Genomic DNA, 20,123 nt, shown 5'->3' with positions numbered 1-20,123 from the left:
GATGATCGTCCTTAATTGTTGTTATTCGAGTTAGAAACCCAAGCAGGCTGCTGTTTATTTAAAAAGGCACTCAGACCTTCTTTTGCCTCGCTGCCTTGACGAACTTGAGCAATATGATGTGCTGTCTGTTGCAGCAAGTCATTGCTCATGGTCTGGTTGCTGACCATTTGAATGAGTTGTTTTGAGGCCGCTTGAGCATGCGGGCCACCAAGTAATAGAGCATCAACAATTTCTTGAACTTTTTTATCTAAGTCTTCGGCATCTGCAACTTCATGGGCCAAGCCAATTTGTTTGGCTTCACGTGCTGAAATCCGCTCGGCAGTTAAGAAGTAACGGGAAGCTTGTCTTGCACCAATCGCACGGATCACATAGGGACTAATGGTAGATGGGGCAAGCCCTAAACGAACCTCAGAGGTTGCAAACTTGGCATCCGTGCTGGCAATACAAATATCACATGCCGACGCTAAACCCATACCGCCGCCAAAGGCAATCCCATGCACGCGGGCAATAGTCGGTTGTTTAAGTGTTGCAAGTGCATCAAGCATTTGCGCAAGTTTTAATGCATCTGCTTCATTTTCTGCTGAAGATGCCTGACCAGCCTGTTTCATCCAGTTGAGGTCGGCACCTGCCGAAAAGCTTTTGCCGCGACCCGCTAGAACCACAACACGTATATCATCACGTGTATTGATTTGTTTAAAGCAAGCATGCAATTCTTCAATGACTGTAGTATTAAAGGCATTGTGCAATTCAGGGCGATTCAGCCAAACATAGGCAACCTGACCTTGTTGTTCGAGTTGTAAAAATTGAAAGCTCATATACACCTCTTACATGCGGAACACGCCAAATTTGGTTGGCTGGATTGGGGCATTCATAGCAGCAGCAAGACTTAAACCGAGTACTTGGCGAGTTTGCGCTGGGTCAATGACACCATCATCCCAAAGTCGGGCAGAAGCATAATATGGATGACCTTGACGCTCGTATTGTTCACGAATGGGTTGTTTAAATTCGTCTTCTTCTTGTGCTGACCACTCGGCACCTTTTTGCTCAATTTGATCACGTTTTAAAGTTGAGAGTACGCTTGCTGCTTGTTCGCCGCCCATCACTGAAATACGAGAGTTTGGCCATGTCCATAAAAAGCGTGGTGAATAAGCACGTCCGCACATACCGTAGTTACCCGCACCAAACGAGCCGCCAATAATTAGAGTGAGTTTTGGTACATTTGCTGTGGCAACTGCCATAACCAATTTGGCACCGTTTTTTGCAATTCCTTCATTTTCATACTGGCGACCGACCATGAAGCCCGTAATGTTTTGTAGGAATAACAATGGAATATTGCGCTGTGTGCATAGCTCAATGAAGTGCGCACCTTTTTGTGCAGACTCGGAAAATAAAATTCCGTTATTGGCAATAATCCCGACTGGCATGCCGTAGAGAGAAGCAAAACCGGTAATCAGTGTTGAACCAAATCGTGCTTTAAATTCATCAAAACGAGAGCCGTCTACAATACGGGCAATCACTTCACGTACATCGAAAGGTTTACGCGCATCACTTGGCACTACGCCATAGAGTTCCGATGCATCAAACAATGGTTCATCAACTTGTTTATTTAAGTCATTTGGCTTTTTATTTAAGTTCGCAACAATGTTACGTGCAATGGCAATTGCATGTTCATCATTTTCAGCTAAATGGTCAGCCACGCCTGAAAGACGTGTATGCACATCACCACCGCCTAAATCTTCGCTGCTCACGACTTCGCCCGTTGCAGCTTTTACCAGAGGAGGGCCGCCTAAGAAAATCGTACCTTGATTACGGACAATAATAGTTTCATCAGACATGGCAGGTACATATGCACCACCTGCGGTACAGCTACCCATCACCACAGCAATTTGGGCAATCCCTAGGCTCGACATGCGTGCCTGATTATAGAAAATACGCCCGAAGTGATCACGGTCTGGGAAAACTTCATCTTGCATTGGTAAATAGGCACCGCCTGAATCCACCAAGTAAATACAAGGCAAGTGGTTTTGTTCAGCAATTTCTTGTGCGCGTAAATGCTTTTTAACCGTAAGGGGATAATACGTTCCCCCTTTAACCGTTGCATCGTTGGCAACGATCATGCAAGTGATGCCGTTGACTTGACCAATACCCGCAATTACACCCGCGGCAGGTACATCATCTTCATAAACGTTGTACGCTGCCAATTGACCAATTTCTAAAAATGCCGTGCCGACATCAATCAGTTGATCAATACGTTCGCGGGGTAAAAGCTTACCTCGAGCCAAATGTTTTTGACGGGCATTTTCACCACCACCTAACGCAATACGCTGGGCAACTTGTTTGAGATCTGTGACCAATGTTTGCATGGCTTGCTGGTTTGTTTTGAAGTCTTCACTTCGAACATTAATCTTGCTTTGTAATTGGTTCATAAGATGCGTCCTTATTTATAATTATTATTTGGTTTCATTGAAGAGTTCGCGACCAATCAGCATGCGGCGAATTTCAGAAGTTCCGGCACCAATTTCATAAAGTTTTGCATCGCGCCATAAACGGCCAGCAGGGAATTCATTGATATAACCGTTGCCGCCTAAGCTTTGAATTGCTTCTCCAGCCATCCATGTTGCTTTTTCGGCAGAATATAAAATGGCACTTGCAGCATCTTTACGTAGACTGCGGTCATGGTCAGCTTTGTCACAGGCAGCACCAACAGCGTAGACGAGGGCTTTACATGCCAACCAAGTCGAATACATATCGGCAAGTTTGCCTTGCATAAGCTGGAACTCACCTAATGCCTGACCAAACTGTTCACGTTGATGTAAATAAGGAATTACCACATCTAGACAAGCATCCATAATGCCTAAAGGTCCGGCACTTAAAACTGCACGTTCATAATCCAAACCACTCATGAGTACTTTTGTACCGTTACCAACACCGCCGAGTACGTTTTCAGCAGGTACTTCTACATTGTCAAAAAACAGGGGGTAAGTGTTAGAGCCACGCATACCGAGTTTGTCTAAGTGGTTGCCATGACTAAAGCCTTTCATGCCTTTTTCAATTAAGAAAGCGGTCATACCTTTCGCGCCAGCTTGTGGATCAGTTTTAGCGTAAACCACGAGTACATCTGCATCACCGCCGTTAGTGATCCACATTTTTGAACCATTTAAAACGAAGTGATCACCTTTTTGTTCAGCACGTAATTTCATGCTGACGACATCAGAACCCGCATTCGGTTCAGACATCGCAAGGGCACCCACATATTCACCAGAAATCAATTTTGGTAAATACTTTTGTTTTTGCTGCTCGTTACCGTTACGGTTAATCTGGTTTACACATAAATTAGAATGAGCACCATAAGAAAGACCAATGGCTGCCGAAGCACGAGAAATTTCTTGCATAGCAATAATATGAGCTAAATAACCCATATTGGCACCGCCATATTCTTCAGAAACCGTCATGCCTAAAAGGCCCATATCTCCGAATTTTTTCCAGAGATGTGCAGGGAATTTGTTGTCTTGATCAACTTGTTGGGCAATTGGTGCAATTTCCTTTGCACAAAATGCTGCCACTGAATCTTGAAGCGCAATTAAAGTTTCATCTAGACCGAAATTCAAGCTGCGTAGGTTCATGATATCTTCATCCTATTGGTTATATTTGTTGTCCATAAAATATTTTGTGGGTATTTGATAATTACCATACAATGATTTTTTAAAAAAGTGAATACTGATTCATAAAATGATTTACAATTCATTTTATTTGTTAGAGAATAAATTATGAGCTATAAACGATCATCTTTAATGCAAGAGCGGATGGAGCAAAATCGTAAGTCGATTTTGAGTTCAGCCAGAAAGTTAATTTCAGAGGGAGGGTTTAAAGACGCACAAATACAAACAATTGCAGAGCAAGCGGGCGTATCAAGTGGTCTGGTTTATCGCTACTTTGATAATAAAAGCCAAGTGCTGATTGAGGTTTTGTCCGAAGCCATTAATACGGAACTATTGGTGATTGATTCGATTACCGAAAGTGAGTTATCGGCAAAGCAGAAATTACATAAGGCTGTGGCAACCTTTGTAAAACGGGCACTCAATAGTCCTCAGCTTGCATATTCACTCATGTTTGAACCTGTCGATTCAACGGTTGAACATGAGCGTTTTCGTGTGAAGCAATTGATTAAACAAAGTATTAAAAAAATACTTGCGGATGGAAATGCAAGTGGTGAGTTTGTCTTGGATGATTTAAATACAGCAGCACTTTGTGTTGTCGGTGCCATGACCTATGTGGTGGTTGAACCCCTAGACCCAGCTCAAAATACAAAGTTTGATCATGCGCATAAAGACTATTTTTCAAAACAGATTGCTGACTTTTGTGTAGATGCTGTGCAGAGGAAATAGGGCATATAAAGGATAAAACAACACAAAGAAGGCAGTTTAGAAAAATAGTTGCAGTAACAACAATTAGATCAGGTAAGAAGAGAATTAGAAGAATCAAGGAGAATGATTCAATGCAACAAGAACGGTTAAGCTACGCCTCGGGACCAAGCACACAGCCCTTATTGGGTATGACCATTGGTGAACAATTTGATCAAGCCTGTCGGCAATATGCTGAAAAGGAAGCAATCGTTAGTTTTCATCAAAACAGACGACTAACCTATAAAGCTTTACAGGATGAAGTAAATGCTTTTGCTTGTAGCCTTTTAAAATTGGGATTAAAAAAAGGTGATCGATTAGCCATCTGGTCGCCTAATTGTGTGGAATGGACAGTAACCCAATTTGCAGCCTTTAAAGCAGGGATTATTTTAGTCAATCTAAATACAGCTTATAAAAGCCATGAACTTGAATATGTGTTGAATAAAGTCTCATGTAAAGGATTGATTATTGCTTCTCAATTCAAAACAACGGATTACCAAGAACTACTCACAAAAATTGCCCCTGAGTTAACCATCAGTCCAGATAAAGTGCTGAGTTCAGCGCGACTACCACATTTAAAATTTGTCATTAAAATTGATGATCAGCATCATACGGGTATTCATCGCTTTAGTGATTTAGTCACTGCGCCAACCTCTGAACAGCTAGAAGAGTTAAAACTATTAACCAAGCAACTTCAGTTTGATGAAACCATTAATATTCAATTTACTTCAGGTACAACGGGTAATCCTAAAGGGACCATGTTGACCCACCATAATATTTTAAATAATGGCTATTTTGTCGGTGAAGGCATTCGTTTAACCCCTCAAGATAAAGTGTGTATTTCTGTGCCATTGTTTCATTGTTTTGGCATGGTGATGGGGAATTTAGCCTGCGTTACGCATGGTTCAACCATGGTCTATCCATCGGCGGTATTTAATCCTTTAGAAACTTTAAAAGCGATTCATCAAGAGCGTTGTACGGCAGCTTATGGCGTGCCCACCATGTTCATTGCAACCTTAGAACATGAACAGTTTAATGAGTTTGACCTGTCGAGTTTAAGAACGGGCATTATGGCAGGTAGTCCTTGTCCAAGAGAAATTATGCAGCGGGTTATAGACCGCATGCACATGTCTGAAATCACCATTTGTTATGGTATGACTGAAACCTCGCCAGTGAGTGTACAAAGTTCGGTAAATGATTCGATTGATAAACGAGTAAGCACAGTTGGGCATGTCCATCCGCATGTTGAAATTAAAATTGTCGATTTAGAAGGGCAGATTGTTCCGCAAGGAACTTTGGGTGAGCTATGCGTTCGCGGTTATTCAGTGATGGCTGGCTATTGGGGCGAAGAAGAAAAGACCAAAGAAGTCATTGATTCAGCTGGCTGGATGCATACAGGTGATATTGCCGAAATGGATCAAGACGGTTTTATTAAAATTAAAGGCCGTATTAAAGATGTGGTGATTCGTGGTGGGGAAAATCTCTTTCCAAAAGAAATTGAAGATTTCTTATACACTCATCCAGATGTAAGCGATGTCCAAGTCATTGGCTTGCCAGATGCCAGATATGGCGAAGAACTCTGTGCTTGTATTATTTTGCATGAGCATCATCAAATTGATGAAGACAGCATTCGCCAATTCTGCAAAGAGCATATTTCTCATAATAAAGTGCCGCGCTATGTCCGATTCTTTAATGAGTTTCCAATGACAGCTTCAGGCAAAGCGCAGAAGTTTAAATTGCAGGAAATTATGCGAGCTGAACTTAACTTAACTGGAAATGTCTTTGACTAAAGAGGTTAAAAGTTTGGTCAAAGTGCAGCAAACTATAAGTTGAAAGGCAGCTTAAATAGAGGATAAGCAAAATGGCAAAAGACTTTAATAGCCCAAAGGTAGTCGAAGGATATGACGAACATATTCGTAAATTAATTCCGGGTTATGAGGTGATCCATCAACAGGTGGATGCCATTTTGCAATCAGTGTTATCACCAAATGCTCATATTTTAATTGTGGGTTGTGGCACGGGGTATGAACTCGAATATTTACTTAAACGACATCCGAACTGGAAATTTACAGCAGTTGATCCATCTTTGACCATGCTGCAAAAAGCTCAGGAACAGGTTGAACTTTTAGATAAATCTTCACAAGTAACCTTTGTTCACGGTGAAACTTCGGCTTTGCCTCTGGAAAATTGCTTTGATGCTGCACTTTCTATTCTCGTGGCTCATTTTATTGCAGATGACATAAAACCCGTTTTTTTTAAAGATATTTATGATCGCTTAAAGGAAAAAGCGGTTTTACTTACTTACGATTTAATGACGTGTGTAAACCCACAGCAGCTTCAAGCACTACGTTATTTATGCTTGGATCAATGTTTAACGGAAGACCAATGTCAGAAAATGTTAGAGCGTATGGCACAAGACTTTTTTAGCTTAACCACTGAAGGATATATCAAACTTTTGCAAAAGACTGGTTTCGAGAGCGTACAGCCATATACGCAGATTTTGACTTATCAGGGTTTTATTGCAAAAAAATAATGTCAGTAGAGACAAAGGAATGTTGTCTTAACACCTAAATATTCTCAATGAGGATGAGAATATAAAAAACGAAAAAAATTAGAAGAACTAGCTTTACCTATAACACATTAAAAAGTGGCCTCAATGCTGCTTAAGGGAGGTTTTGTCTAAAAAATATGAGGAAGACTTTCTAGAGGAAGAAAGTCTGATGTTTAAGAGCCTGTTTTAGATAGGTATATAACAAAAAGGATGTCGAGATCTTTAAGTCGAATTAAAGATCAAAAAAGGAAAGTTTTATGATAAATGCTTTAAATACAACGGTTCAAAAAAGCCTGTTGGCTGTTTCTGTGACCCTGTTCGTGTCTTCTGCTTTTGCAGGTCAAACAGATCCTGAAATAGCACAACTTCGCCAAGAAGTGAAAGAGCTTCGGGCTATGTTACAAGCCAATATGCAGGCGCAAAAATCTTTATCGCAAGGACGAGTGGAACTAGCAAATTCAGCGACTCCTCAAGCCGTACCCGTACCACCAATACAGCAAGGTTTAACCAAGTCTGGTGCAGAATTTAACTTATATGGTTATATACGGGCAGATGCTTCTTATCAAATGAAAGGGGCATCTACGATGTATAACAATATTAGCGGTGTTCCACTCGAAAATACGCCAGAAGAATCTGCTCAAAAAGACCAGTTGCACAGCACCGTTAATGTGACACGTTTCGGGCTGAATTTTAAAACCCCGACGGCCGCGGGTGAGGTGGGCGGAAAGTTAGAAATGGACTTCTTTGGGGCAGCCACTCGTGATCAGTTTCGAATACGCCATGCTTATTTAACGTTTGATAAATGGCTTATCGGCCAAACGTGGTCAACATTTATTGCACCTGAATATTATCCGGAAACGATTGACGCGGGCACATTTGTAGGCAGTGCATTATTAAGATCACCGCTAGTTCGCTATAGCGATAACTTAACGGCAAATACAAGCTTTGCAATATCGGTTGAAGATCCGAAATATACTGCGACCTCAGATCCAGATAATAAAATGCGTTTACCAGCCTTGGTAGGGCGCTTAAATCATAAATTTACTAATGGATCGATGTTATCGGGACGTAGCTTTGTTGCTGAAAAAAGAACTAATCATGATGAGGAAGTCGCTTGGGGCGTAGGCTTGGGCGGTAAATACCAAATTACGCCCGATACATTACTCAAAGCCGATTATTACCATGTCAAAGGAGATGGGCGTTTCTTGCTATGGAGTAACAGCGGCTATGCAATAGATGATCAAAACAATATTCATAGCAATGAATTTGATACCGTTTCTTTAGGTATTACTCATCAATTTACACCACAAATTCGCTCGACTTTAGGCTACGGCTATATGAAAGCCAAAGATGATAACCGTTTTGCTGAATTGCAACGTAATAACACCACTCCAAACAAAGAGCTTTGGCAAAGCTGGGTGAATGCACTGTATAACCCATACAAACCAATTACCTTGGGCGTCGAATATGTGTATGGCGAACGAGAAACTTTTGATGGACGTAACGGGATTGATAACCGCTTCAATATGATGGCGAGTTATGACTTTTAATTTATTCAATAAAACCTTGAATAATTTGTTTTTTCTTTAGGGTGCAGTATGTCGTTTTAAAAAATTGAATATGAATTTATCTCACAAAGGAGGTGAGTAAATGACAACATCTAAATTAAATGTAAATGAAGTTATTGATCAGGCCAGATTTACCCCTTTTCACTGGAGTATTTTACTTTGGTGTTTATTAATTATTATTTTTGATGGTTACGATCTGGTGATTTATGGCGTTGTATTGCCTTTGCTAATGCAAGAGTGGTCGTTAACAGCTGTACAGGCGGGGATGTTAGCAAGTACGGCACTATGCGGAATGATGTTTGGGGCGATGTTCTTTGGAACACTGGCAGACAAAATAGGCCGTAAAAAGGTAATTTTAATCTGTGTGACTTTTTTTAGTGGTTTTACCTTTTTAGGTGCTTTTGCATCAAGCCCATTTGAGTTTGGGGTACTTCGGTTCTTGGCGGGATTAGGTATTGGTGGGGTCATGCCAAATTTAGTTGCACTTACATCAGAATATGCACCTAAACGTATAAGAAGTACGCTGGTGGGGAGTATGTTTAGTGGTTATGCAATTGGCGGGATTCTTTCAGCATTAATCGGTAGTTATCTGGTTGAAAGTCAAGGATGGCAAATTATGTTTTTAATTGCCGGTATCCCACTATTTTTATTACCTGTCATTTGGAAGTTTTTACCTGAGTCTTTAACCTTTTTAGTTAAGACGGGTAAGACTGAGCAAGCCCAGCGCATTATTCAAAAGATTTCACCTGAACAAAACCTAACGATCACTACGCACTTAGTGCTTAATGAAGATAATGTTCCAACAGGTAGTTCTGTAAAGGGATTATTTCAGCAAGGCCGTGCTTTCAATACACTCATGTTTTGGCTCGTATTCTTTATGTGCTTACTCATGGTGTATGCCTTAAGTAGCTGGTTACCAAAACTCATGCTGGCAGCAGGGTATTCATTGGGCAAAAGTATTTTATTTTTGCTTGCCCTAAATGTTGGCGCAATGATCGGTTCAATCGGTGGGGGTATTTTGTCTGATAAATTCCATTTAAAACCTGTAATTATGGGAATGCTACTGGCAGGTGTTGTCGCTTTAGTCGGTTTAGGCTTTAACTCACCAGCCTATGTTTTATATGGTTTAGTGACTGTTGCAGGAGCAGCAACGATTGGTACTTCAATTCTTCTTTATAGTTACGTTGCACAATATTATCCACTAAGTGTGCGTTCTACTGGGATTGGCTGTGCCTCTGGTGTAGGTCGAATTGGGGCTATTGTTGGACCTATCTTAACAGGCCTGTTATTGGGGTTGGAATTACCACATAAGATGAATTTTGTGATGATCGCAATTCCTGCAATTTTAGCGCTTTTCGCCGTCATGGTTTTAAGACGATATACAGCTGAAAAACAGCCTATTACACCAAAACTTAATGTCGAGTTAGAGGGGAATTAATTCATATTGATACAGGTAGGAAGCAAATTCCTACCTGTATCTAGACATTAATTATGGAGTAACTGGTTTACATCAACCAGATTTGCCATTTGTTGATTACCACGGTCATTCGGATGTAAATGATCACCCGAATCATAAATTGGATTTAATCGATCGGGATGTTTAGGGTCTTTTAAGCCTTGCTCAAGATCAAGAACCCCATCAAATGTATGACTGGTTCTGATCCAGTGATTAATGCGCTGACGTAATTGGTCTTTATTCGGTTGGTAATAATTATCTAACGGTGTATTGGGTAAGGCACCTGAAAATGGAAGTAAAGTTGCCCCAATCACTTGAATACCTTGGCGATGTGCTTCATCTACAACACGTTTATAACCTTGAGTGAGTGCTTCAAAAGTCGGTATTTGTTGTTTAGGTGCAAAAGCAGTACCAGGCCATGAAATATCATTAATACCAACCAGAACAATTAATGTTTTCACACCTGAATATTGAAATACTTCTTTTTTCAAACGATCTAAAGCACTGTCACCCATACCGTCTGTGAGTAGTCGATTTCCTGAAATTCCACTATTAATGACCGCGACTTGATGTGGCGATAAGCGCTTAGCTAAAAAGTCGGTCCATCGAGTATTTGCATCTAAAGTTGCAGTTGCTCCATCGGTAATTGAGTCTCCAATGACAGCAACAACATGGGCTTTACGCTTTGGTTTTACTTCTACAGCCGACAATAATAATCGCGCAGTTGTAGTTTTGGCACTACTAGGCGTATTTAAGTTCGCAGTCTGGTTGCCTGTAATGAGCCAACTGGTTTGTTTCGCATCCCAATGAAAAGTTTTAAATGTAGTTGGCCTTTGAATAAAGGTATTTACCATTAACTGCGCATGATCGGGAACAGGGAGCTGGATTGGATCACTTATCAGTTGTTTGCCTGGTAAAATTTGTGCTTTAAGCTTTCCAGAGAAATAAACTGGATAAGCACTTTTTGATTTAAGACTTTGTCCTTTGACTAACCCCACAGTAGTTTTATCAATATAAAGCGGTTGATCCCCATATTGATTTGTAAAAACAAGCCTAACCGCTTCACCACCTAAACTAATTTGACTGATTTGTTTGATAGTCTGATTAGATATTTGCTCTGGGATTAGGGTTGGAAAAACGAAATCTTTATTCCAGACTTTTTGTGGACTAGCTGCCCAAGTGGTAATCCATTCGCTCTTTTGTACTTCTGCTTGTGCAAAGCTCGTAAATAAAACGAGAGAGAATAGGGCAGATTGATAAAGTTTCATCTCTTGAACTCTTTAAAAACGAATTAAAGTTATCTTGAAACAAATTGCTGGCTTGTTATAGCGAGATAAGCGGAATAAGATTTGTGAAATAAATTCATAAATAGATTTCGTTATGTCATATTTTGATGTTAATCGCTCTGGTGAGTTGGCAATTTTTATTCGAGTAGTCGAATTAGGAAGCTTTTCAGCAGTCGCAAGAGCTTGTGACATGACGCCGTCTGCTGTGAGTAAGTTAGTTTCTCGTTTAGAAAAAAGGCTTGGAGTTAGGCTACTGAACCGTTCAACACGCCAATTTCAACTTACCAGTGAAGGTTGTCAGTTTTATGAGCAAGGCATTCAAATACTCAACAATTTAGATGAACTAGAACAATCAGTTACGGCAAATCACATGCCAAAAGGGCGAATTAGAATCCATACCAGTTTTTCATATTGGACGCACTTTTTATTGCCTTGTATTTCTCTATTTAACGAGTGCTATCCACAAATTGAATTAGAGGCTCATTTGAGTGATGAAGTCATTAATTTAGTTGAGCAAAGAATTGATGTCGCAATTCGAACAGGGCCTTTGAAAAGCTCAAATTTGGTTGCTCGTTCACTCGGAAGCACTCAGAAACATTATTTATGTTCACCTACATATATTGAAAAGAATGGTTGTCCGCAGCATCCAGAAGAGTTATACGAACATCAGCTTTTAGATGTGAGTTATCAACGCCAAAACAAAACGTGGCTCTTTAAAAAAGATGTTCAAGAAATCACACTTACACCCACCAGAGTTTTAAAAGTAAATCATGGAGAGGCAATCTTACAATTAGCGCTTGCAGGAGTTGGTATTGCACAGCTTAATGAATTCCAAGTCCAAAAAGCTTTAGAACAAAAACAGTTGGTTAGAATCCTTGAAGATTGGAATATCAATGCTTCGGAAGAATTCCATGCTGTTTGGATAGGACATGATAAATATGTCCCTAAGCGTGTAAGGGCCTTTCTGGATTTCTTAGTAGAGCATGCGAATATTAGTTAATTAAACTTTTTCTGGCACTTAACTGACATTGGTGCATTGTTTCATTCATTGTTTCCACAAAGTGCATATCCGCATCAATATTTTGTAAGCTTACTTTAGGTAAGTTCTCAACAAATTGTGGCGAATAATGTTTTTCTAAAGAGTTATAAATACAGTTGCATTGTGAAAGTGCACGACCAGCCCAAACACAATGTGTATTAAATTCATTTTTACTAATAGATCTGCAACCTAATAAATTTATAGAACTTATTAATAGGGTGCACACTAAAACAATACGATATAAAAAAAACATCATTATTGCTCTTCATTGGTTGTTGTTATCGTTAAGTCTTGTTTATAGAAATTTTCTAGTCTTTATCCAGCTTTAAATATGGAAATATTTACTCTGAACAAAGAAGAAAGCAGAAACATAAAAAAATAGAGCTTTTTCTTGAAAATAGTTTCAGCTAAATCGATAACGTAATGAAGAGTAGATGAAATAACACGATATAAAATAATAGTCATTAGAGACTCCTTGATAAAAGAAGTTGCGCCCAATCACTGCTATTAATTATGGTGGTGAAACGAAAGAGGGTTAGCAGACTGATACCTAAGAAACCAGCACACCCGAAGGTGTCCCACTCCCGTTCCTCCGTCAAAGGCACGAGGGGCTACACACCAAAAAACTCGTTTTTAGTGCGCTTAGGTAGACGGTCTGCTAAAACCGACTGACAAAATAGGTCAGCCGGAGCATCATAAGCTGAGCCTTAAAGCGGGTCAATTGCAAAAATAAAAGATTGGTTTATATAAACAAATATTAATATTTTTAAATTTTCATTAATAAAATAATGAGTTATTTACAATTGGAATTATTGAATAATGGTTCAATATGATTATAAAAATAATTTTTAATGTTTATATATCAAATATTTATTAATTGTTTATTTATATAGTGTTCGTGTTCAATGACTTGACTAAACATAAAGCAAAAAAGAGTAACCAAATTTAATTTTATGAATATGGCGTAATTAAATAAATAGCTATTGCCAAATTTTAAATAAAATATCAATTGCAAGAAGAGTAATTTTTTATCATTTATTTTATTCAAGTTTTTACAAAAGCTTGCACAATCTACAAAACTTAAGAGAACCACAGCAGTAGGCCAACATAAGATAATGTTATTCATAAGCCTACATCTTAAGATTTATAAGGGTGGCCTCAATGTTAAGAATTTTTTGTGCAGTGAGTATGGTTGTTGCAATCGCCATGGGTATGAGCGCTTGCCAAGATCGAAATTCAACAGATGATGATGGAACACATGGCTCTAATGATCCAACCACTTCTCAACAAATAGATAAAAATTCATAATTTTTTATTTAAGGAAACTCATAGTTATTTGGGTTTCCTTAACTTTTTTCTATAAAGTATGTAACATAATAAAAAATTAAAATATAAAATTAATCAATTGGTTAGTATTGTTTAATACACACATCCATAAAAAAAAGCTTATTTCCCAGGGCCAATAGGAAATAAGCTATATGCTTTGGAGCAATTAAGGATGTCACATGTCATCCCATGCATCTTTAATGGCTTGTTTTGCATGTTCCCATTTTAATCGGGATTCAGCTTTGAGTTCTTCCCACTTTTGTTGCAAGCTACCTTCCATATCTTCAAACTGAGTTCCTTCTTTAGATTCTGAACGGGCACGGTGACCTAGTTCATAAGCTGCAGAAAAGTCACGATCATAATCCAGATCTGGCGTAGTTAATTGAGCTTCTTGATAATAAGGTCGAGTAAGATAACTTTCTCGCCAGCGAGAGTCAGAATAATTATGGTCGCCAGCTACTAGTCGAGTATGGTCTGTATTTTGATCTGTCATCAGTTTTTCCTCTTCTCTTATTTAATTTTATGCTTGTGTTAAATTTAGGAAGGTGAGAGCACCTTCCTAAATAAAATGAATGACCGCATCAAATGACATTTAAGTCAGCAACGGATTAACGTTGCTGATTATTGTTATTTGAGTTTTGTTGGCCTGAATCTTTTTGATTAGAGCCTTGTTGTTGGCGGCGGTTGTCATTTTGCTGTTGTTGCTGATTGTTCTGTTGCTGTTGATTGCCTTGCTGCTGTTGGTTGTTGCGGTTGTCGTTTTGCTGTTGTTGTTGCTGTTGATTATCGCGTTGATTGCTTTGATTATTAGTAGTGCTCATCTTTAGTTACCTCATATCATTTATGATGTGTGTTTTATCTGAGAGCTTCAGATAGGTTTATTTAAACATGAATTTTTTTAATGTGTAGCTTTGGGGTGTTACCCTATATTTAAATGTAAATTTAAAAATTAAATAAAACCTTGATTTCTATAAAATGTAATTTTAATGATTAAACATAATTAATATGAATATAGTTAAAATTACATTTGGGTACACAGAGGTTAAATAAAAGCTATGATCATTTCTAAATATGTATTTGTTATCTTTTATGAAGGAAAGCTATTTTTTATTATCTAATATTATATATTCTATATCTTGAGTAATGTAATAGAGCAGTTGTCTAAGTTTAAGATAGGGTAATCCTTTAAATATACGTCTAAAATTATAAAAATTATTTTTATAATAAATACAATAAAAAAAGGTGCCTACAGGTTTTTCTTTATTTTCAGAACCTCCTTTTTTTAATAATCCTGTACACGCAATATAAAGATCGGCATTCAGGAGTTCTTTACCTTTTTTGATCATTTCTACAGTGACTTGCATCGACTCAGGTGTATATTTTTCAATGAGTTCAGGTGAAATATGAAGTGTATTTTCTTTAACACGTAAGTCGTAACTGACTAAGCTCCCAATAAGAATATCACCTGAATAGGGACTCAAAGAAAAGCGGTAAGCTAAATAACCTGCCGAAGCACTTTCAAAAAAAGCGATTTTAATTTTTTCTTGTGCTAGTAATTTGCAGCATGAGTTAAACATTTGTATTCTCCTTGCAATTGTTTTTAATTTAGTTATAAGATTATTTTTAATTTGTTTTTGTTAAGTTTTTAGTCTTTATAATTTTAAAAGTAACTCAAGTGTAATTAAAATTTATAATTTATATATTTTTTTATAAAAGCAAATATTTAAATTATTCTAAAGTTGAGAATGTAAGTTTTTGTTATGTTTTATGTTGTTGAATTTTAATAATTTAAAAATTATATGTTATTTCTTGATAACGTAATATAACAAAGATGGGCTGGGATTATGGTTTTCATAAAGTATGGTGGTTTATATCTCACTAAAGGAGAATAGAAATGCCTGTTGTAGTGAAAAAAAGATTATTAGACCTATTACAAGATAATCAACAGAACTATTACGAATTATTTGTTTTTTTCCTTGATCCTGATATTTCTAGTTTTGAAAAAGAGAAGAAAGCAAGAGATTTTCTTAATGAAGAAATAGATAAAATAGATCAAAAGGAAATTGATTTTCCTGCAACTATAAATACAGTTAAAGAATGGTTTGAAAACGACAATAAACAAAATTGTGAGTTATTTCAGGCTTATCTAAACCGTAGACAAAGTGGGGGTGAGAGAGAGTATTTCCAGAATGTCGGTCAGGCATTTGAATTTTTAATTAAAGTTTCTCCAACTAAAAAAGTAGACGGTGCATGGCTATATAGCTCAGTTCACTACTGGAACGATCCGGTTTTTCATGACCTTATTATTACTTATCTAGAAGAGCTGGGACTCGGTGAGCCGAAAGCAAACCATGTCTGTATCTATGATGATTTGTTACGTAGTCTGGGGCTTGATAGTTTTGATCTACTTTTAGAGGATGAATACTATCATAATGCCGTGATTCAGCTGGCGCTTGGTTATGCTCCACCTGAGTTTATTCCCGAAATTGTCGGCTTCAATTTAGGTTATGAGCAACTGCCACTGCATTTACTCATTAGTAATTATGAACTTGCTGAACTGGGTATTGATTCTAAATATTTTAATTTGCACATCACTATCGACAATATTGATAACGGACACGCAGATAAAGCAATTAAAGTTATAGAAAATATTTACGATAAATACAGAGATAAAGAAGCTTTCATTAATAAATTAAAACGTGGTTTTGCTCTTAATAACCATGGTGTCTCTTCTTCAAAAATTATTAAAAATTTAAATCTTGAAGATTTAGTTCTTAAAATTTTAAAAAGAAAAGCGCTCGTGGGTCAGCTAATACATAACGAAACCAGACAGTTTGGATGTAAAACCATTAACCAATGGTTATCAAACCCAGAAGACGTTAAAGGCTTGGTTACACATCTCATTGATCATAAGTGGATTAAATTGAACACCGACCCTGAACAGAGCGTGTTCTGGCGAATGATTAATGAAGAAAATGGAAAAATGTTTGGGGTATTTAACCCTGTAGAACGTCAAATTATTCATGATTGGATTGCTGGTAGTGATCATTCTTCTAACTTCTTGGCCTACAGTAGAGAACTTAAGACTAGCCAGCGTATTCAAGATTATCTGTTTAGCTATATTTCTGATGGCGAACTAGATGCACTCCAAGAGCGTATACGTCAGACACCTGATCTTGCCATAAAAATATGCAAGCTGACTCCGTTTTTGGCTCCAGATTCACACCATAAAAGCATTGGGCTTTGGAGCACACGTAAATATGTCGAGCTCCTTTTTCCATATTTAAGTTCCTTTAACAAAACTAACTCTTGAAGTTTTTAATTCACCCCACGTTTAACTTTAAAACATAGGTAATGAACATGACTGATAATGTTAAATCAACAAATAAAACAAGTGAAATGGCTGGTGCTGACGCTGCAAATAAAGCCAATACTACCCAAAAAACTGAACAATTAGACTCAGTCAGAGACGATGCAACCAATGAAGCATTAACCACAAATCAAGGGGTTAAAATTGCTGATAACCAGAATAGTTTAAGAGCAGGTATTCGCGGTTCGACACTATTAGAAGATTTTATTTTACGAGAAAAGATTACTCATTTTGACCATGAACGTATTCCTGAGCGTATTGTGCATGCACGTGGCGTGGGTGCTCATGGTTACTTTCAGGCTTATGAAGGAAATGAACGCTTAACAAAAGCCGGTTTTTTGACTGACCCAACCATTCAAACTCCAATTTTTGTACGCTTCTCAACAGTGCAGGGACCACGTGGTTCTGCTGATACGGTTCGTGATATTCGTGGTTTTGCCATTAAATTTTATACCCAAGAGGGTAATTTTGATTTAGTCGGTAACAATGCGCCTGTGTTTTTTGTGCAAGATGGGATTAAGTTTCCAGACTTCGTTCATGCTGTAAAACCTGAACCAGATACAGAAATGCCAACAGGAGCATCTGCACACGATACTTTTTGGGATTTTGTGTCTTTAGTACCTGAGTCAGCACACGCGGTGATTTGGGCAATGTCAGACCGTGCTATTCCTCGTAATTTACGCTCAATCCAAGGGTTTGGGGTTCATACATTCCGTCTTATTAATGCCCAAGGTAAATCACATTTTGTGAAATTCCACTGGACCCCTAAACAAGGTTTAAGTGCGTTAGTTTGGGATGAAGCTCAAAAGCTTGCTGGTAAAGATCCAGATTTCCACCGTCGCGATCTTTATGAAGCCATTGAAAATGGGGTTTATCCTGAATGGGAACTCGGTGTACAAATTGTTGAAGAAGAAGACGAGATGAACTTTGACTTCGACTTATTGGACCCGACAAAAATTATTCCTGAAGAGTTGGTTCCAGTGACACCAATTGGGCGATTTGTTTTGAACAGAAATATAGATAATTTCTTTGCAGAAACAGAGCAGGTGGCTTTCTGTCCGGGACATATTGTGCCAGGAATTGACTTTACAAATGACCCGCTTCTACAAGCACGACTATTTTCATACACCGATACACAGTTAAGTCGTTTGGGTGGACCAAACTTCCATCAAATTCCGATCAATAAACCTGTGTGCCCATTCCACAATAATCAACGTGATGGTATTCACCAACATACGATTCATAAAGGGCAGGCTTCATATCAACCAAACTCAATTGATAATGATTGGCCAGCCGAAACGCCACCTGCTGCTTCAAACGGCGGTTTTGAAAGCTATCCTGAACAGATTAGCGGACACAAACTTCGCCAAAGAAGTGAAACTTTTTCTGATCATTTTTCTCAACCGCGCCTTTACTACAAGAGCCTTGCCCCTCATGAGCAAAAGCATGTGGTCGATGCCTATACTTTTGAATTAAGTAAAGTGCAACGAAAACATATTCGTGAGCGTCAAGTTCAACAAATTTTGGCAAATATTGATCTCGACTTAGCACGACAAGTAGGCGCTAATTTAGGAATTGAAGTGCCTGATTTAACGCTAGATTATAGAAAAACTGCAGTTGAAAAATCGGCTAAATTATCTTTCTTGGCTTTCCCGCCCCAAGATATTCAAGGTCGAAAAGTTGCAGTACTCATCCATAATTTAGTCAAATCTGATTCATTAGAAGCGATGAAAAACTGGGCAATTAAAGAAGGGGTGACTCTTCATTTATTAGCGCCAAGCTTAGCTCCTGTAAAAGACCATAAAGACAACATTATTGTGGCTGATGGCATGCAGATGGCTGAACCGTCAATTGCGTATGATGCAGTGATTATTCCTGATGGCGATAACTTAAATGCCGTGCTGCAAGACGGAGTAACTCGCCATTATCTATTAGAGGCTTACAAGCATTTAAAACCAATTGCGTTTTTAGGTAATAAATCTGATTTACTTGAACCACTAGGTTTAGTTCCCGATGAAGGCACTCTTGTTGGAGATGAATTCCAGCCGATTGCTGAAAAGTTCAAAAACTTGATTATGGCTCATCGTGTTTGGTCACGAGAACAAATAGCTGCTCAGATACCGGCTTAACAAACAAAAAAGCCCTGAAAGTTTTAACTTCAGGGCTTTTTTATATCTTAGGGATTAACCATTTACGATTTGACCACCGTTTACATGAATCACCTGACCTGTAATATAACTTGCATCATCTGAGGCAAGGAAAAGATAAGCAGGTGCAACTTCACTAGGTTGTCCCATTCTTCCCATTGGTGTGTCTTTACCAAATTCCTTAACCGTTTCTGCATCGAAACTGCTTGGGATTAATGGAGTCCAGATCGGACCTGGTGCAACACCATTCACCCGAATTCCTTTTTTCTGCTTCATTAAATTGTTTGATAAGCTACGTGTGAAAGTCGTAATCGCACCTTTGGTACTTGCATAATCAATAAGCTCATCATGGCCTTGATAGCTGGTAATACTGGTTGTATTAATAATACTGTCGCCTTCTTCCATATAAGGAATAGCTTCTTTAGTAAGATAAAACATTGGAAAAATATTAGTTTTAAATGTCTTTTCTAATTGCTCATTACTAATACTTTCAATTTCCTTTTGTTGATATTGCACGCCAGCATTATTCACTAAAATATTAATTTTTCCATAATGTTGTAGAACTTTATCAATATCGAGTTTTGCCACATCTGGATCAGAAATATCACCTTTTAATAAAAGACAATGTTGTCCTTCTCTTTCAACGAGTTGTTTAGTGATTTCAGCATCTTGATCTTCTTCAAGATAAAGGATTGCAATATCGGCACCTTCACGAGCAAACAATACTGCGACAGAACGCCCGATACCGCTATCGCCACCACTAATAACGGCAACTTTACCTTTTAGCTTATCGCTACCTTTATGTGAGCTTTTTATAATCTCAGGTTCAGGATGCATTTTTTCCTGATCGCCTGGTTGATGAGATTGAACTTGTGCGGGGGCAGATGTTGGATACTGGTTTGTTGAGTTTTCCATTTTTAAATACCTCGGTTGTAATATCTAATTTTCATATAGTGAGCTTTTATCGCGTAAATGTGAGT

The 20,123-nt window shown here is 38.2% G+C and carries 18 protein-coding genes; 9 read left to right on the top strand and 9 right to left on the bottom strand.

Features of this window, described 5'->3' with window-relative positions:
* Window positions 1–11: 11 nt before the first annotated feature.
* Genes KTJ10_RS02300 through KTJ10_RS02290 form a run of 3 tightly spaced genes read right to left on the bottom strand, consistent with a single transcriptional unit; the run spans window position 12 to window position 3,623 of the window.
* Window positions 12–815: an enoyl-CoA hydratase/isomerase family protein gene (locus tag KTJ10_RS02300; protein WP_262441249.1), complete on the bottom strand. Its 804-nt coding sequence runs from the start codon at window positions 813–815 to the stop codon at window positions 12–14.
* 9 nt (window positions 816–824) lie between these two features.
* Window positions 825–2,426, bottom strand: a complete 1,602-nt coding sequence (locus KTJ10_RS02295) for a carboxyl transferase domain-containing protein (protein ID WP_032052942.1) — start codon at window positions 2,424–2,426, stop codon at window positions 825–827.
* A gap of 24 nt (window positions 2,427–2,450) precedes the next feature.
* Window positions 2,451–3,623, bottom strand: a complete 1,173-nt coding sequence (locus tag KTJ10_RS02290; RefSeq protein WP_029424157.1) for an isovaleryl-CoA dehydrogenase — start codon at window positions 3,621–3,623, stop codon at window positions 2,451–2,453.
* 144 nt (window positions 3,624–3,767) lie between these two features.
* Between KTJ10_RS02290 and KTJ10_RS02285 the strand changes: the two genes are divergently transcribed.
* The 5 genes from KTJ10_RS02285 (at window position 3,768) to KTJ10_RS02265 (ending at window position 9,957) form a co-directional block, all read left to right on the top strand.
* Window positions 3,768–4,385: a TetR/AcrR family transcriptional regulator gene (locus tag KTJ10_RS02285; RefSeq protein WP_031969006.1), complete on the top strand. Its 618-nt coding sequence runs from the start codon at window positions 3,768–3,770 to the stop codon at window positions 4,383–4,385.
* Between the two features lie 110 nt (window positions 4,386–4,495).
* Window positions 4,496–6,190 (top strand): AMP-binding protein, encoded by a 1,695-nt coding sequence (locus tag KTJ10_RS02280; RefSeq protein ID WP_262441248.1) that lies wholly within the window; start codon window positions 4,496–4,498, stop codon window positions 6,188–6,190.
* A 71-nt stretch (window positions 6,191–6,261) separates the two neighbouring features.
* Window positions 6,262–6,933 carry a class I SAM-dependent methyltransferase gene (locus tag KTJ10_RS02275; protein WP_262441247.1) on the top strand — a complete coding sequence of 224 codons (672 nt, stop codon included), beginning with the start codon at window positions 6,262–6,264 and terminating at the stop codon, window positions 6,931–6,933.
* Window positions 6,934–7,211: 278 nt separating this feature from the next.
* A complete protein-coding gene (locus tag KTJ10_RS02270) occupies window positions 7,212–8,501 on the top strand; it encodes a DcaP family trimeric outer membrane transporter (RefSeq protein WP_262441421.1) in 1,290 nt (429 codons plus the stop codon).
* A gap of 100 nt (window positions 8,502–8,601) precedes the next feature.
* Window positions 8,602–9,957 carry an MFS transporter gene (locus KTJ10_RS02265; RefSeq protein WP_262441246.1) on the top strand — a complete coding sequence of 452 codons (1,356 nt, stop codon included), beginning with the start codon at window positions 8,602–8,604 and terminating at the stop codon, window positions 9,955–9,957.
* Between the two features lie 47 nt (window positions 9,958–10,004).
* Here the strand turns inward: KTJ10_RS02265 and KTJ10_RS02260 are convergent, their stop codons facing one another.
* Window positions 10,005–11,243: an SGNH/GDSL hydrolase family protein gene (locus KTJ10_RS02260; protein WP_262441245.1), complete on the bottom strand. Its 1,239-nt coding sequence runs from the start codon at window positions 11,241–11,243 to the stop codon at window positions 10,005–10,007.
* A 112-nt stretch (window positions 11,244–11,355) separates the two neighbouring features.
* Between KTJ10_RS02260 and KTJ10_RS02255 the strand changes: the two genes are divergently transcribed.
* Window positions 11,356–12,261, top strand: a complete 906-nt coding sequence (locus tag KTJ10_RS02255) for a LysR family transcriptional regulator (protein ID WP_262441244.1) — start codon at window positions 11,356–11,358, stop codon at window positions 12,259–12,261.
* Here KTJ10_RS02255 and KTJ10_RS02250 read toward each other — a convergent pair.
* The gene (locus tag KTJ10_RS02250) at window positions 12,254–12,556 is read right to left on the bottom strand and encodes a hypothetical protein (protein WP_068972722.1); all 303 of its coding nucleotides are present in this window, start codon (window positions 12,554–12,556) and stop codon (window positions 12,254–12,256) included. The two genes, KTJ10_RS02255 and KTJ10_RS02250, sit on opposite strands and share 8 nt — an antisense overlap.
* A 905-nt stretch (window positions 12,557–13,461) precedes the next feature.
* On the opposite strand from KTJ10_RS02250, the gene KTJ10_RS02245 reads away from it, so the two are divergent.
* A complete protein-coding gene (locus tag KTJ10_RS02245; protein WP_171265353.1) occupies window positions 13,462–13,608 on the top strand; it encodes a hypothetical protein in 147 nt (48 codons plus the stop codon).
* A 193-nt stretch (window positions 13,609–13,801) separates the two neighbouring features.
* Here KTJ10_RS02245 and surA1 read toward each other — a convergent pair whose 3' ends face one another.
* The 3 genes from surA1 to KTJ10_RS02230 form a co-directional block, all read right to left on the bottom strand.
* Entirely contained in the window at window positions 13,802–14,119 is a 318-nt protein-coding gene (gene surA1, locus KTJ10_RS02240) for a surface antigen protein 1 (protein WP_033850237.1), read from the bottom strand.
* Window positions 14,120–14,234: 115 nt separating this feature from the next.
* Window positions 14,235–14,447, bottom strand: a complete 213-nt coding sequence (locus KTJ10_RS02235) for a hypothetical protein (RefSeq protein ID WP_033850235.1) — start codon at window positions 14,445–14,447, stop codon at window positions 14,235–14,237.
* 279 nt (window positions 14,448–14,726) lie between these two features.
* Window positions 14,727–15,203 carry a CinA family protein gene (locus KTJ10_RS02230; protein ID WP_033850233.1) on the bottom strand — a complete coding sequence of 159 codons (477 nt, stop codon included), beginning with the start codon at window positions 15,201–15,203 and terminating at the stop codon, window positions 14,727–14,729.
* Window positions 15,204–15,520: 317 nt separating this feature from the next.
* On the opposite strand from KTJ10_RS02230, the gene KTJ10_RS02225 reads away from it, so the two are divergent.
* The gene (locus tag KTJ10_RS02225) at window positions 15,521–16,939 is read left to right on the top strand and encodes an iron-containing redox enzyme family protein (RefSeq protein WP_262441243.1); all 1,419 of its coding nucleotides are present in this window, start codon (window positions 15,521–15,523) and stop codon (window positions 16,937–16,939) included.
* A gap of 41 nt (window positions 16,940–16,980) precedes the next feature.
* Window positions 16,981–19,125, top strand: coding sequence for a catalase HPII (gene katE / locus KTJ10_RS02220; RefSeq protein ID WP_262441242.1), 2,145 nt, complete (start codon window positions 16,981–16,983; stop codon window positions 19,123–19,125).
* Between the two features lie 54 nt (window positions 19,126–19,179).
* Here katE and KTJ10_RS02215 read toward each other — a convergent pair whose 3' ends face one another.
* Entirely contained in the window at window positions 19,180–20,058 is an 879-nt protein-coding gene (locus tag KTJ10_RS02215; RefSeq protein ID WP_032056399.1) for an SDR family oxidoreductase, read from the bottom strand.
* Window positions 20,059–20,123: the final 65 nt, after the last annotated feature.

This window comes from Acinetobacter sp. WU_MDCI_Abxc222, from assembly GCF_025514755.1.
Taxonomy (GTDB): domain Bacteria; phylum Pseudomonadota; class Gammaproteobacteria; order Pseudomonadales; family Moraxellaceae; genus Acinetobacter; species Acinetobacter geminorum.
This window is presented reverse-complemented; position numbering and strand designations above follow the sequence as displayed.